General features: G+C 72.5%; 8 protein-coding genes. 5 read left to right on the forward strand and 3 right to left on the reverse strand.

Annotated elements, in window-relative coordinates:
* Both ABD323_RS26095 and ABD323_RS26100 read left to right on the forward strand, forming a co-directional pair.
* Positions 1-2656 (forward strand): SpoIIE family protein phosphatase (locus ABD323_RS26095; protein WP_344444404.1); only part of this gene is annotated, 2656 nt, incomplete at its 5' end.
* A gap of 247 nt (positions 2657-2903) precedes the next feature.
* Positions 2904-5663 (forward strand): SpoIIE family protein phosphatase, encoded by a 2760-nt coding sequence (locus ABD323_RS26100; RefSeq protein ID WP_425556157.1) that lies wholly within the window; start codon positions 2904-2906, stop codon positions 5661-5663.
* Between the two features lie 21 nt (positions 5664-5684).
* Here the strand turns inward: ABD323_RS26100 and ABD323_RS26105 are convergent, their stop codons facing one another.
* The 3 genes from ABD323_RS26105 to ABD323_RS26115 are packed head-to-tail and all read right to left on the reverse strand — an operon-like array spanning position 5685 to position 9129.
* Positions 5685-6455: a succinate dehydrogenase/fumarate reductase iron-sulfur subunit gene (locus ABD323_RS26105; RefSeq protein WP_344444405.1), complete on the reverse strand. Its 771-nt coding sequence runs from the start codon at positions 6453-6455 to the stop codon at positions 5685-5687.
* Positions 6445-8331 carry a fumarate reductase/succinate dehydrogenase flavoprotein subunit gene (locus ABD323_RS26110; RefSeq protein ID WP_344444406.1) on the reverse strand — a complete coding sequence of 629 codons (1887 nt, stop codon included), beginning with the start codon at positions 8329-8331 and terminating at the stop codon, positions 6445-6447. Before ABD323_RS26110 ends, ABD323_RS26105 begins: the two co-directional genes overlap by 11 nt.
* A gap of 12 nt (positions 8332-8343) precedes the next feature.
* Complete coding sequence (locus ABD323_RS26115; protein WP_344444407.1) at positions 8344-9129, reverse strand: hypothetical protein; 786 nt, start codon at positions 9127-9129, stop codon at positions 8344-8346.
* A 138-nt stretch (positions 9130-9267) separates the two neighbouring features.
* On the opposite strand from ABD323_RS26115, the gene ABD323_RS26120 reads away from it, so the two are divergent.
* The 3 genes from ABD323_RS26120 (at position 9268) to ABD323_RS26130 (ending at position 14731) form a co-directional block, all read left to right on the forward strand.
* Positions 9268-10848, forward strand: a complete 1581-nt coding sequence (locus ABD323_RS26120; protein ID WP_344444408.1) for an ABC transporter substrate-binding protein — start codon at positions 9268-9270, stop codon at positions 10846-10848.
* A 186-nt stretch (positions 10849-11034) separates the two neighbouring features.
* The gene (gene typA, locus ABD323_RS26125; RefSeq protein ID WP_344444409.1) at positions 11035-12903 is read left to right on the forward strand and encodes a translational GTPase TypA; all 1869 of its coding nucleotides are present in this window, start codon (positions 11035-11037) and stop codon (positions 12901-12903) included.
* A 184-nt stretch (positions 12904-13087) separates the two neighbouring features.
* Positions 13088-14731, forward strand: a complete 1644-nt coding sequence (locus ABD323_RS26130) for a peptide ABC transporter substrate-binding protein (protein WP_344444410.1) — start codon at positions 13088-13090, stop codon at positions 14729-14731.

Genomic DNA, 14731 nt, shown 5'->3' on the forward strand with positions numbered 1-14731 from the left:
GCCGGCCACGGGGGCCGGGCCGCGCACCGGGCCGCGGGCACCCCGCGGCGCCCCGCCCCGTCCCGCCACGCCGATCGGTTCCGAGGAGCCGGTGCTGCCCGGCGCGGGCACCGCCGTCCCCACCGTGCGCGGCGCGCCCGCCGAGCCGTTCCCGGGCCTGGCCGCCGGCGGCGGCGGCGCCGACAGCCTGGACGAGCACACCCGCGGCAGCCTCTTCGACGTGGTCAAGGTGGCCATCGCGATGCTCGACACGGCCGGCCGGGTGGTGCTCTGGAGCCCGGCCGCCGAGGACCTGCTCGGCTGGCCCAGCGAGGTGCTGGTGGGCCGGCGGATCGAGGAGCTGGTCGCCGACGAGCAGTTGGTGCCGGCCACCCGCGAGGCGTTCCGCACCGCGCTGCGCACCGGCGGCTGGAAGGGCCTGACCCAGCTGCGCGACCGCGACGACGGCAAGGTCGCGGTGGAGGCCCGGATCTCGCTGCTGGTGGACGGCGACGGCACCCCGTTCCTGCTGGTCGCGCTCGCCGAGGCGCGCACCCTGCAGGCCGTCGAGCGCGACCTGGCGGTGCGCGACGCGCTCTTCGAGCAGTCCGCGCTGGGCATCGCGGTGCTGGACACCGAGCTGCGCTACACCGCCGTCAACCAGACCCTGGCGGAGATGAACGGGGTGGCGGCCGAGGACCACATGGGCCGCACCACCGGCGAGACGCTGCCGGAGCGGGCCGCCGACGAGATCACCGTGATCCAGCGTCAGGTGCTGGCCACCGGCGACCCGGTGATCGACGTGACGCTGGCCTCGCCGAGCACCGCCCGCTCCGGCTACCGCTCGATCTCCTACAGCCGGCTCAGCGACCGCGGCGGGCGGGTGCTGGGCATCTCCGGCACGGTGATGGACGTCACCGAGCGCTACCGGGCGGTGGCCAAGGTCGAGCACGCCCGGCGCCGGCTGGCCCTGCTCAACGAGTTCGGCTCGCGGGTCGGCGACCTGCTGGACGCCTCCCGGATCGCCCAGGAGCTGGCCAGCGCGGTGGTGCCGCGGCTGGCCGACTTCGCGGCCGCGATCCTGCTGCAGGCGGTGGCGCACGGCGACGACCTGCCGCGGCACGGCCACGACCGGCGCACCTCGCTGCTGCAGCTCGGGGTGGCCGCCACCCAGGACGGCGAGGAGGTCGAGGTGATGCTCCGCCGCGGCGCCCGGATCACCTTCTCCGAGGAGTCCTGCTACGGCCGGGTGCTGCGCACCGGGGTCCCGGAACTGCTCTCCGGGGCGGACGAGTTGGAGGACGCCACCTACCCGGGCGACCCCAAGGTGCGGGCCGCCCTGGAGCTCGGCACGCACTCCATGCTGGTGGTGCCGCTGCGCGCCCGGGGCATCGTGATCGGCCTGCTGGTGCTCTCCCGGGCCGGCCGCCGGGAGGGCTTCGACCGCGACGACCTGGCCTTCTCGGTCGAGCTGGCCGACCGCGCCGGCAGCTCGCTGGACAACGCCCGGCTCTACGCCCGCGAACGCACCGCCGCGCTCACCCTGCAGCGCACCCTGCTGCCCCAGCAGGTCCCGCAGCCCACCGGCGTCGAGGTGGCCTACCGCTACGTGCCGGGCAGCAGCGGCACCGAGGTCGGCGGCGACTGGTTCGACGTGATCCCGCTGCCCGGCGACCGCACCGCGCTGGTGGTCGGCGACGTGATGGGCCACGGGCTGCGGGCGGCCGCCACGATGGGCCGGCTGCGGACCGCGGTCCGGGTGCTGGCCGCGCTGGACCTGCCGCCGGACGTGCTGCTGCGCCACGTCCACGAGCTGGCCGACGACCTCGCCCAGGGCCCGGACGAGGCGCTGCTGGCGACCTGCGTCTACGCCGTCTACGACCCCGCCACCGCCCGCCTGACGGTGGCCAAGGCGGGCCACATCCCGCCCGTTCTGGTGCACCCGCCCACCCCCGGCCCGGCCCGCAGCGGCAGCGCGCTGCTGGGCGGCCAGGGGCAGGTGCTGGACCTGCCCTCGGGCGCGCCGCTGGGGGTCGGCGGGGTGCCCTTCGAGTCGGTCGAGCTGCTGATTCCCGAGGGCAGCCTGCTGGCGCTCTGCACGGACGGCCTGGTGGAGTCCCGGGACAAGGACCTGGACGTGGGCCTGGGCCGGCTGCAGGCGGTGCTGGAGAAGCCCTACGTCTCGATCCAGCACGCCTGCGAGGCCGTGCTGGACACCATGGAGCAAGGGCGCGAGCCGGACGACGTGGCGCTGCTGCTGGCCCGGCTCGGGCGGGGTGAGGAGGGGGCGCGCACGGTCGGCTGGACGCTCCCGGCGGAACCCACCGCGGTCTCCCGGGCCCGCCGGCTGGTGCGCGGCGCGCTCCAGGAGTGGAGCCTGGAGGTGCTGTCCGACACCGTCGAGCTGCTGGTGAGCGAGCTGGTCACCAACTCGGTGCGGTACGCCAGCGCCCCGATCGGCGTGCGGCTGACGATCGGCGACACCCTCCTGGTGGAGATCTCCGACCCGCTGCCGGACCCGCCCCGCGAACGCCACGCGGCCGAGGCGGACGAGGGCGGCCGGGGCCTGGAGCTGGTCCGTCGCCTCGCGCTGCGCTGGGGCGCGCGGGCGGAGGGAATGGGCAAGGTGGTCTGGTTCGAGCAGGAATTGCCGGGGAAGGAAGCGATTCGAGAATGATCCGGACCCGGGAATCGATCAGATATTCGATCATTATTATCTGTCCATGACAGATAGCTGGCAGGCGCGCGGGAGCGGAACGGGGGCGCGAGCGTGGCAGGCTGGTAGTGCGCAGCGGGGAACAAAATCCTTCGCTCGATTTGATGTTGTGATGTTGGGGGCGTGTGCGCCCGCCCCCGGATGATGAATACTCGGTCTTCTCGACATCCGGATGGGCGCGGGTTGGAGGGGTCGGTCCTTGAACAGCATGCCGGCGCGGGAAGCGCTGACTGGCGGCGGCCATGCCGCCGTACCCGGGCAGTCGGGTGCACCGGTCGGTGACCCCGTGCCCGTGGCTCCGCCACCCGTGCGTCCGGTCACCCGGACCGCGGCCCCGGTGGTCCCCGCCGCGACCGTCGAGCAGGCCGTCGAGCGGGTCGGTGAGCGGGTCGGTGAGCGATCCGCCGAGCCGACCGGCGGGCCGGCCGCCGCCAGGGCCGCCGCGGCCCTGGGCACCCGGCCCGCGCCGGGTTCCGCGCGCTGGGGCGACAGCGATCCCGGGTCGATCTACGAGTACATCCGGGTCGCCACCTTCGCGATCGGTCCGGACGGCCGGATCAGCCAGTGGAGCGACCGGGCCGCCGACTTCTTCGGCGTGCCCGCCGCCGAGGCGGTGGGCGCCGACCCGGTGACCACCTTCGTGCCGCGCGAGCTGTGGCGGCGCGGGCGCGAGCGCCTGGAGCGCACGCTGGCCGGCGAGGAGTGGGTGGGCACCGCCCCCTACCGCGACCGGGACGGCTCCGAGGGCCTGGCCGAGGTCTACCTGATGCCCGCCACCGGCGCCCCGCCCGCCGCCGGGAAGGACGTCCACGACGCGCACGACGCCTCCTGTCCGGCCGGCGGCGCCCTGTGCCTGGCCGTCGACCTCGGCAAGCTGCGCCGGATCGAGACCGACCTGGCCGCCTCCGAGGCGGTCTTCGGCCAGACCCCCAGCGGCTTCTTCCTCTTCGACCCGCAGCTGCGGCTGCAACGGGTCAACCGGGCCTTCGCCCGCGCGGTCGGCGTCGAGCCGGACGGCCTGGAGGGTCTGACCCCGCACGACCTCTTCTCGCCGGCCGAGGCCGAGCGCCTGCAGGCCGCCCTGCGCCAGGTGCTGGCCAGCGGCGACCCGGTGGTCGACCTGCGCTTCAACGGCGCGGTGCCCACCCGCGAGGGCAACCGCCGCTGGGCCGTCTCGCTCTACCGGCTCTCGGGGCCCGGCGATCGCCCGATGGGCGTGGCCGGCCAGGTGCAGGACGTCACCAGCCGGCACGTCGCCGAGCGCGAGGCCGCCGGGGTGCGGCGCAACCTGGCGCTGGTCAACGAGGCCAGCGCGCACATCGGCTCCACGCTCGACCTGGAGACCACCGCCAAGGAGCTGCTGGACGTGGTCGTCCCGCAGTTCTGCGACCTGGCGACGGTCGACCTGTACACGGCCCTGCTCTCCGGCGAGGTCGGCTCCTCGCTCAGCGGCTCCGGCGGCGGCGCGTACGACGGCAGCGCCGAGCTGCGCCGGGTCGCGGTCTCCAGCGTGGTCGGCGGCGCCGCCTCCGTGCTCGGCGGCGACCCCGCGCCGTCCGCCGGCGGGTACGGCTCGCACCTGGCCACCGCGGAGGCCGGCGGCACGCTCTGCTACCCGCCGCGCTCCCCGCACGCCCGCGCGCTGCGCACCGGCCGCAGCGCCATCCCCGAGCCCGGCCCCGACCCGCTGCTGCGCAGCACCCTGGTGGTGCCGCTGGTCGCCCGGGACGTGGTGCTGGGCCTGATCCAGCTCTCCCGCGCGATCGGCAGCGAGCCCTTCGACGCCCGGGACGTGGCGATCGCCGAGGAGATCGCCGCCCGGGCGGCGGTCTGCGTGGACAACGCCCGGCTCTACCGGCGCGAGCACGAGCGCGCGCTGATCCTGCAGCGCAGCCTGCTGCCCCCGGGCAACCCGGAGGCCAGCGGCCTGGAGATCGCCTGCCGTTACCGGCCCAGCAACAACAACACCGAGGTCGGCGGCGACTGGTTCGACGTCATCTCGCTGCCCGGCCACCGCACCGCGCTGGTGATCGGCGACGTGATGGGCCGCGGCCTGCGCGCCGCGGTGGCGATGGGTCAGCTGCGCACCGCCGTACGGACGCTGGCCATGCTCGACCTGGATCCGGCCGAGGTGCTCAGCGCGCTGGACGAGATCGCCCGCGGCCTGGGTGCCCCCGGCGCCACCGACGCGGAGGCGGCCGAGGTCTACCTGGCCACCTGCGTCTACGCGGTCTTCGACGCGGTCACCCGCCGGTGCGTCTTCGCCAACGCCGGCCACCTGCCGCCGGTGCTGCTCAGCCCCGGCGAGGACGCCCGGATGCTGGACGTCCCACCGGGCCTGCCGCTGGGCGTGGGCGGCGAGCCGTTCGAGGAGGTCGAGCTGGAGCTGCCGGACGGCGCCCTGCTGGGCCTGTACACCGACGGCCTGGTGGAGTCGCGCAAGCACCAGCTGGACGAGGGCCTGCTGGCCTTCCGGACCGCCCTGCAGAACGGCGCGCCGGCCCTGGAGCGGCTCTGCGACGAGGTGCTCAGCGAGCTGGACCCGCACCACGGCGAGGACGACATCGCGCTGCTGATGGCCCGGGTGCACGCCTTCCCGGAGGACGCGGTCGGCGACTGGCGGCTGCCGCCGGAGCCCACCTCGGTGGCCAAGGCCCGCGAGCTGGCCTGCGGCTGGCTGCTGGTGCGCGGACTGGACGAACTCGTGGACACCACCGAGCTGCTGGTCAGCGAGCTGGTGACGAACGCGCTGCGGCACGGGCGCGGCGACATCCGGCTGCGCCTGCTCAAGGACAGCACGGTGGTCTGCGAGGTCTGGGACGACGGCTACGCCCAGCCCCGCCAGCGCCGGGCGCAGGAGACCGACGAGGGCGGGCGGGGCCTGCAACTCGTCAGCCTGCTGGCCGAGCGCTGGGGGAGCCGGCGGACGCCGCACGGCAAGATCGTCTGGTTCGAGCTGGGCCTGTGAACGGGCTCAGGGCCAAAGACCCTAGTCCCGCGGGCGCAGCCCGATCTTCGCGCCGAGCCAGACCAGCGGGTCGTACCGCCGGTCGGCGACCCGCTCCTTGAGCGGGATCAGCGCGTTGTCGGTGATCCTGATGTGCTCGGGGCAGACCTCGGTGCAGCACTTGGTGATGTTGCAGTAGCCCAGGCCGTGCTCCTCCTTGGCGGCGTCGCGGCGGTCCAGGCCCTGCTCGGCGGCCGCGTCCAGCGGGTGCAGGTCCAGCTCGGCCACCCGCATCAGGAAGCGCGGGCCGGCGAACGCCGCCTTGTTCTCCTCGTGGTCGCGCACCGCGTGGCAGGTGTCCTGGCACAGGAAGCACTCGATGCACTTGCGGAACTCCTGCGGGCGCTCCACGTCCTCCTGGCGCATCCGGTACTCGCCCGGCGCCAGCCCCGCCGGCGCCGCGAAGCTCGCCACCTCGCGGGCCTTGGCGTAGTTGAACGAGACGTCGGTGACCAGGTCCCGCACGCTGGGGAAGGCCCGCAGCGGGGTGAGGACCACGGGCTCGCCCGCCGGCAGCGTGGACATCCGGGTCATGCAGAGCAGCCGCGGCCGGCCGTTGACCTCGGCGCTGCACGAACCGCACTTGCCGGCCTTGCAGTTCCACCGGACCGCCAGGTCGGGCGCCTGGGTGGCCTGCAGGCGGTGCACCAGGTCCAGCACCACCTCGCCCTCCTCGACCTCCACCCGGTAGCTGGTGAAGCCGCCCTCGCCACCCTCACCGCGCCAGATCCTGAACTCGCTCTCATAGCTCATCGGCCAGCTCCTCCGGAGTGAAGTACTTCGCCAGTTCCTCGCGCCCGAACAGCGCCAACAGGTCGCCGCGCACCGGCGGGTTGGGCTGCCTGACCACCTCGACCTCCTCCTCGCCCCGCAGCGAGCAGACCAGGTTGACCCGCCGCCAGTCGCGGTCCATGCCGGGCCAGTCCTCCCGGGTGTGGCCGCCGCGGCTCTCCCGGCGCAGCAGCGCGGCGCGCGCCGCGCACTGCGAGACCAGCAGCATGTTCCGCAGGTCCAGCGCCAGGTGCCAGCCGGGGTTGAACTGCCGGTGGCCCTCCACGACGACCGCGCCGGCGCGCCGGCGCAGCACCGCGAGCCGGTCCAGCGCCTGCTTCATCTCGCCGGCCCGCCGGATGATGCCCACCAGGTCGTTCATGGTCTGCTGGAGCTCCTGGTGCAGCGCGTACGGGTGTTCGGGCTCCGCCCCGGCGGCCGCCGCCTCGAAGGGGGCCAGCGCCTCGGCGGCGGCCGCGTCCAGCTGGTCCCGGTCGATCACCGGGCGCTCGTCCTCGGCGAGGCCGGCGGCGTACCGGGCCGCGTGCAGACCGGCCCGGCGGCCGAAGACCAGCAGGTCGGAGAGCGAGTTGCCGCCCAGCCGGTTCGAGCCGTGCATCCCGCCGGCCACCTCACCGGCGGCGAAGAGGCCGGGCACGGCGGGGCTGGCCGCGGTGTCCGGGTCCACCTCGATGCCGCCCATCACGTAGTGGCAGGTCGGGCCCACCTCCATCGGCTCGCGGGTGATGTCGACGTCGGCCAGCTCCTTGAACTGGTGGTGCATCGAGGGCAGCCGGCGGATGATCTCGGCGGCCGGCAGCCGGCTGGAGACGTCCAGGTGCACCCCGCCGTGGGCGGTGCCGCGCCCGGCCTTGACCTCGGAGTTGATCGCCCGGGCCACCTCGTCGCGCGGCAGCAGCTCGGGCGGGCGGCGGTTGTGGTCCGGGTCGGCGTACCAGCGGTCGGCCTCCTCCTCGCTCTCGGCGTACTGACCGCGGAAGACCTCGGGGACGTAGTCGAACATGAACCGCCGGCCCTCGCTGTTGCGCAGCACCCCGCCGTCGCCGCGCACCGACTCGGTGACCAGGATCCCCTTCACCGAGGGCGGCCAGACCATGCCGGTCGGGTGGAACTGGATGAACTCCATGTTCAGCAGCCGCGCCCCGGCCAGCAGCGCCAGCGCGTGCCCGTCGCCGGTGTACTCCCAGGAGTTGGAGGTCACCTTGAACGACTTGCCGATCCCGCCGGTGGCCAGGATCACGGCGGGGGCGGCGATGGTGAAGAACTGCCCGCTCTCGCGGACGTAGCCGAAGACCCCGGCCACCCTCTCGCCGTCCTTCAGGATCCGGGTGACGGTGTACTCCTGGAAGACCTTCAGGTGGGACTCGTAGTCGCCCGACGCCTTGAAGTCCTCCTGCTGGAGCGCGACAACCTTCTGCTGCAGGGTGCGGATCAGCTCCAGTCCGGTGCGGTCGCCGACGTGCGCCAGGCGCGGGTACTCGTGGCCGCCGAAGTTGCGCTGCGAGATCCGCCCGTCCCCGGTGCGGTCGAAGAGCGCGCCCCAGGTCTCCAACTCCCAGACCCGGTCCGGCGCCTCCTTGGCGTGCAGCTCGGCCATCCGCCAGTGGTTGAGGAACTTGCCGCCGCGCATCGTGTCGCGGAAGTGCACCTGCCAGTTGTCACCGCTGTTCACGTTGCCCATCGAGGCGGCGATGCCGCCCTCGGCCATCACGGTGTGCGCCTTGCCGAAGAGCGACTTGCAGATCACCGCGACCCGCAGGCCCTGCTCGCGCGCCTCGATGGCGGCCCGCAGCCCGGCTCCGCCCGCGCCGACCACCACCACGTCGTAGTTCTGCATGCGGGCTCCCCCTCAGAAGAACGTCGGGTCGGTGAAGACGCCCGACGAGACCAGGTACACGTAGAGGTCGGCCAGTGCGACCGAGGCGAGCGAGACCCAGGCCAGCTGCATGTGCCGGGCGTTGAGCCGGCCCACCAGCTGCCAGGCGCGGTAGCGCACCGGGTGCTTGGAGAAGTGCCGCAGCCGCCCGCCGACGATGTGCCGGCAGGAGTGGCAGGAGAGCGTGTACGCCCAGATCAGCGAGACGTTCGCGACCATCACCAGGGTGCCCAGGCCCGCGTGCCCCCAGGCCCCCTCGGCGTTGCGGAAGCCCAGCACGGCGTCGTAGGTCAGGATCCCGGCCACCGGCAGCGCCAGGTAGAAGAAGTACCGGTGCAGGTTCTGCAGCACCAGCGGGAAGCGGGTCTCGCCGGTGTACTTCGCGTGCGGCTCGGCCACCGCGCAGGCCGGCGGCGAGGACCAGAAGGCCCGGTAGTACGCCTTGCGGTAGTAGTAGCAGGTCAGCCGGAAGCCCAGCGGGAAGACCAGCACCAGCAGGGCCGGCGAGAGCCGCCACCAGTCGCCCACCAGGGCCCAGTCGGCGCCGCCGCGCATCGCGGTGCAGTTCGCGGCCAGGCAGGGGGAGTAGAACGGGGAGACGTACGGCGCCGCGTAGTAGTGCGCACCCTCGAAGGCCCGCCAGCTCGAGTAGGCGATGAAGGCCAGCAGCCCGGCGGCGGTGGCCACCTGCGGGAGCCACCAGCGGTCGGTCCGCAGGGTGCGTTCGGGGATCACAGCGCACTTGGTCGTTGTGGTCATCCACAGAGTGTGACCTTGATCACATTCCCCCGGAAGGGTTCTGACAGGATTGGCCGGGCCGATCCCCGCTGAGCCGACCGGGTGTCAGCTTGTCGTGTCGTCAGCTCTTCGCTGGACGACTGGAGTTGAGTGGACGTCATGACCAGCACTCCGGCCCTGCGCAGGGTGCTCGCCGCCGCCGTGGTCCTCGGCGCGCTGGCGGGTTGCTCCTCCGAGCAGGCCCCCGCCAAGCCCACCCAGGCCGCCTCCGACCTCACCACCGGCAACCGCGCGGCCGTCCGCGACGGCGGCACGCTGCGCTGGGCGGTCGACGCGGTGCCCGCCTCCCTGGACGTCTACGACCCCGCGGCCACCGCCGACACCGCGCTGATCGCGCACGCGCTGCTGCCCAGCCTCTTCCGGCTCGACGACCGCGCCCGCCCGGTGGCCGACCCGGACTACCTCGCCGGCGCCCAGGTGGACGGCCGCACCGTCACCTACCGGCTCAACCCCAAGGCCCTCTGGAGCGACGGCAAGCCGCTGGCGGTCGCCGACTTCACCGCCCAGTGGACGGCCCTGCGCGCCGCGCACACCGGCTACGCGGCGATCGAGTCGATCACCCAGGGCTCCGACCCGCACCAGGTCAAGGTGGTCTTCAAGCAGCCGTACGCATCCTGGCGCTCGCTCTTCAGCCCGCTCCAGGCGGCGGCCGGCCCCTCGGTCACCGCCGGTCCGCTGACGGTCGCGTCGCTGGACGCCAAGGCCGGCCGCGCCTCGCTGGTGCGCAACCCCCGCTGGTGGGGCGACCCGGTGAAGGTCGACGGGATCGACTTCCTGGCCACCGCGAACCGGCTGGACGCGCTGGACCGCGACCAGGTCGACGTGGCCGACCTCGCCCAGGCCGTGGACCGCCCGCCGGCCGCCCCCTCCACCGACGCCGTGGACGCCGCCACCCAGGCCCTCAAGCGGGCCCAGGCGCTGCCCGGCATCACCCTGCACCGGGCGGCCGCGCCCGCCTTCACCCAGCTGACCCTCAACGGCGCCCGCGGACAGCTCGCGGACGCCGCCGTGCGCCGGGCGGTGGCCGCGGCGATCGACCGCGGCAAGCTCGCCTCGGCGGTCCTGGACCCGCTGGGCCTGCCCGCCGTGCCGCTGGGCAACCACCTGGTGATGACCGACCAGGACGGCTACCGGGACAACAGCGGCGCCATCGCCGGCACCGCCAAGGAACTGCACCTCGACCTGACCCTGCTGCTGACCGAGGGCTCCGCCTCGGCCCGCCGCACCGCCGACGCGCTGGTGGCCCAGCTCGCCCCGGCCGGCGTCACGGTGCACCCGCAGGCGGTGCCGGCCGACGGCTTCGTGCGCGACCACCTGGCCGGCGGCGACTGGGACCTGGCGCTCTTCTCCTGGCCCGCCTCCGCCTTCCCGGCCACCGACGAGCGCCCGCTCTACGCCAAGCCGCGACCGGGCCAGGACGGCAAGCCGGTGGCCGGCCTGAACTACGGCGGCAGCGGGACGGAGGAGATCGACCAGCTCTTCGACCAGGCCGCCGCCGAGCTGGACCCGGTCAAGCAGACCGCGCTGCTGCAGCAGACCGACGGCCGGATCTGGCAGCTGGGCCACTCGGTGCCGCTCTACCAGCGTCCCGACCTGGTCGCGGTGCGCACCGGGGTGGCCGGGGCCGGTGCCTACGGCTTCGCCTGGCCGCGCTACCAGGACGTCGGCTTCCTGCGCTGAGCCGGAGGGCCGGACGGGGGCCCGAGCAGCCCCGGCCCCCCGTCCGGCCCTGCTCCCACCTGCCCGAATCCTGCTGTTCACCGTGGGCCACGTACCATAGGACAAGCCGTGGCATGTGACGCCCGGCGGGTGGACCGGGAATGGCCGGGGCGCCGCAACCCACGATTCCGGGAGAGTTCGCTCCGCATGCCCACGCGCAATGACATCCGCAACGTCGCCATCGTCGCCCACGTCGACCACGGCAAGACGACCCTGGTCGACGCGATGCTCAAGCAGGCCGGTGCTTTTGCGGCGCACCAGCACCTCGACGACCGCATGATGGACTCGAACGACCTGGAGCGCGAGAAGGGCATCACCATTCTCGCGAAGAACACCGCGGTCAAGTACCACCCCAAGGAGGGTGGCGCCCCGATCACCATCAACATCATCGACACCCCCGGCCACGCCGACTTCGGTGGCGAGGTCGAGCGCGGCCTGTCGATGGTGGACGCGGTCGTGCTGCTGGTCGACGCCTCCGAGGGTCCGCTGCCGCAGACCCGCTTCGTGCTCCGCAAGGCGCTCACCGCCAAGCTGCCGGTCATCCTGTGCATCAACAAGACGGACCGCCCGGACTCCCGGATCGACGAGGTCATCAACGAGACCTACGACCTGTTCCTGGACCTGGACGCCACCGAGGAGCAGATCGAGTTCCCGATCGTCTACGCCTGTGCGCGTGACGGCGTGGCCTCGATGAGCAAGCCGGAGAACGGCACCGTCCCGGCCGACAGCGACTCGCTGGAGCCGTTCTTCTCCACCATCCTGCAGCACGTCCCGGCCCCCAGCTACGACGAGGACGCCCCGCTCCAGGCGCACGTCACCAACCTGGACGCCGACAACTTCCTCGGCCGCATCGCGCTGTGCCGCGTCGAGCAGGGCGAGCTGCGCAAGGGCCAGCAGGTGGCCTGGATGCGCCGCGACGGCTCGGTCCAGCAGGTCAAGATCACCGAGCTGCTGATGACCGAGGCGCTCACCCGCAAGCCGGCCGAGGTGGCCGGCCCCGGCGACATCTGCGCCGTCGCGGGCATCCCGGACATCATGATCGGCGAGACCCTGGCCGACCTGGAGAACCCGGTCGCGCTGCCGCTGATCACGGTCGACGAGCCGGCCATCTCGATGGTCATCGGCACCAACACCTCGCCGCTGGTCGGCAAGGGCGGCAAGGGCCACAAGGTCACCGCCCGCATGGTCAAGGACCGCCTGGACCGCGAGCTGATCGGTAACGTCTCGCTGCGCGTGCTGCCGACCGAGCGTCCGGACGCCTGGGAGGTCCAGGGCCGTGGCGAGCTGGCGCTGGCCATCCTGGTCGAGACCATGCGCCGGGAGCTCTTCGAGCTGACCGTCGGCAAGCCGCAGGTGGTCACCAAGGTCATCAACGGCAAGACCCACGAGCCGGTCGAGCGGATGACCATCGACAGCCCCGAGGAGTACCTCGGCGCGATCACCCAGCTGATGGCGACCCGCAAGGGCCGCATGGAGACCATGACGAACCACGGCTCCGGCTGGGTCCGCATGGAGTTCATCGTCCCCTCGCGCGGCCTGATCGGGTTCCGGACCCAGTTCCTGACCGACACCCGCGGCACCGGCATCGCGCACTCCATCTTCGAGGGCCACGAGCCGTGGTTCGGCGAGCTGCGGATGCGCAACAACGGTTCGCTCGTCGCGGACCGCGCGGGCGTCGTGACGCCGTTCGCGATGATGGGCATCCAGGAGCGCGGCACGCTCTTCGTCGAGCCCACCACCGAGGTGTACGAGGGCATGATCGTCGGCGAGAACTCGCGCCAGGACGACATGGACATCAACATCACCAAGGAGAAGAAGCTCACCAACATGCGTGCGGCTTCCTCGGACACCACCGAGAACCTGGTGCCGCCGCGCAAGCTCTCGCTGGAGCAGAGCCTGGAGTTCTGCCGCGAGGACGAGTGCATCGAGGTCACCCCGGAGACCGTGCGCATCCGCAAGGTCGTCCTGGACCAGAAGGAGCGCGGCCGCACGGCCTCGCGCGCCAAGAAGAACTGACCCCAGCGCCTGACCACCGCCGGCCGGCTCCCCCTCGGGGGGAGCCGGCCGGCGGCGTCGTGGGGGGCGCTCCCCGGTCGGCGGGCACCGTGCACCCATCCGGCGGTACTGCGCTCGCGCCGCCGCAAGGCCACGGTTCTGATGGGGTGTGATGCGTCACACACATCCTTGAGGAGGAGCGTCCATGCCGGCAGCAACGCGAGCGCGCTGGGCCGTGATCGCCGCGACATCCGTGGCCCTGGTGGCCACGGGGTGCAGTAGCAGCAGTAGCAGCGGGAGCAGCGGCAGCAGCGGTGGTGCCGGCGGTGGCATCGTCACGGCGTGGTGGGGTGACCCGCAGAACCCGTTGGAGCCGGCGAACACCAACGAGGTCAACGGTGGCGCGGTGCTCAACATGATCTTCACCGGCCTGGTCGCGTACGACCCGAAGACCAGCAAGGCCAACAACGCGATGGCCGACTCGATCACCTCCTCGGACCAGCAGAACTGGACCGTCACGATCAAGCCCGGCTGGAAGTTCAGCGACGGCACCACGGTCACCGCCAAGTCCTACGTGGACGCCTGGAACTACGGCGCGCTGGTCACCAACAAGCAGGTCAACGCGAGCTTCTTCCAGTACATCGCGGGCTACAACGACGTGGCGCCGGCCTCCGGCTCGCCCACCGCGCAGACCATGTCGGGCCTCAAGGTGGTCAACGACACCACCTTCACCGTCGCGCTCTCGCAGAAGTTCTCCACCTGGCCGCAGACCCTGGGCTACTCGGCGTACTACCCGCTGCCGGCGAGCTTCTTCAACGACCACGCGGCCTACCTCGCCAAGCCGGTGGGCAACGGCCCGTACGTCATCAACGCCTGGAACCGCAGCCAGAACATGCAGCTGCGGCCCAACACCGGGTACAGCGGCACCAACAAGCCCCAGAACGGCGGCATCGACCTCAAGGTCTACACCGACACCAACGCCGCCTACGCGGACCTGCAGTCGGGCAACCTGGACGTCAACAACGGCATCCCGAACAGCGCGCTGAAGACCGTGCAGAGCGACCTGAACGGCCGGTTCATCAACGAGCCGGCGGGCATCATCCAGACCCTCTCCTTCCCGCTCTACCAGCCGGGCTGGAGCACGGACGGCGCCAAGCTGGTGCGCCAGGGCATCTCGATGGCGATCGACCGGCCCACCATCAGCAAGGTGGTCTTCACCAACACCCGCACCCCGGCCAGTGACTGGACCTCGCCGGTGCTCGGCGCCAGCGGCGGCTTCAAGGAAGGGCTGTGCGGCCAGGAGTGCACGTACAACCCGACCATGGCCAAGCAGCTGATCCAGCAGGGCGGCGGGTTCCCCGGCGGCCAGCTGACCATCAGCTACAACGCCGACGGCCCGCACAAGGAGTGGGTCGACGCGATCTGCAACAACGTCAACAACGCGATGGGGGACACCAAGTCCTGCGTCGGCCGGCCGGTCGGCACGTTCGCCGACTTCCGCAACCAGGTGACCGGCAAGCAGATGACCGGCCCGTTCCGGACCGGCTGGCAGATGGACTACCCGCTGATCCAGGACTTCCTGCAGCCGCTCTACACCACCGGCGCCTCCTCCAACGACTCGCACTACAGCAACCCGCAGTTCGACAGCCTGGTGAGCCAGGCCAACGCGGAGCCGGACCAGACGCAGGCGGTGACCGACTTCCAGAGCGCCGAGAAGCTGCTGGTCACCGACATGCCGGCGATCCCGCTCTGGTACCAGAACGGCACCGTCGGCTGGTCGTCCAAGGTCTCCAACGTCATGCTCGACCCGTTCAGCGTCCCGGTCTACACCGCCATCACCGTCAAGTAG

Source organism: Kitasatospora nipponensis (genome assembly GCF_039528135.1).
GTDB classification, from domain to species: Bacteria; Actinomycetota; Actinomycetes; order Streptomycetales; family Streptomycetaceae; genus Kitasatospora; species Kitasatospora nipponensis.

Bases quoted from the DNA above. Each gene is read 5' to 3' on its own strand.
- ABD323_RS26105 (WP_344444405.1), bottom strand. From the start codon at position 6,455: ATGAGCTATGAGAGCGAGTTCAGGATCTGGCGCGGTGAGGGTGGCGAG.
- typA (WP_344444409.1), top strand. From the start codon at position 11,035: ATGCCCACGCGCAATGACATCCGCAACGTCGCCATCGTCGCCCACGTC.
- ABD323_RS26115 (WP_344444407.1), bottom strand. From the start codon at position 9,129: ATGACCACAACGACCAAGTGCGCTGTGATCCCCGAACGCACCCTGCGG.
- ABD323_RS26130 (WP_344444410.1), top strand. From the start codon at position 13,088: ATGCCGGCAGCAACGCGAGCGCGCTGGGCCGTGATCGCCGCGACATCC.
- ABD323_RS26120 (WP_344444408.1), top strand. From the start codon at position 9,268: ATGACCAGCACTCCGGCCCTGCGCAGGGTGCTCGCCGCCGCCGTGGTC.
- ABD323_RS26100 (WP_425556157.1), top strand. From the start codon at position 2,904: ATGCCGGCGCGGGAAGCGCTGACTGGCGGCGGCCATGCCGCCGTACCC.
- ABD323_RS26110 (WP_344444406.1), bottom strand. From the start codon at position 8,331: ATGCAGAACTACGACGTGGTGGTGGTCGGCGCGGGCGGAGCCGGGCTG.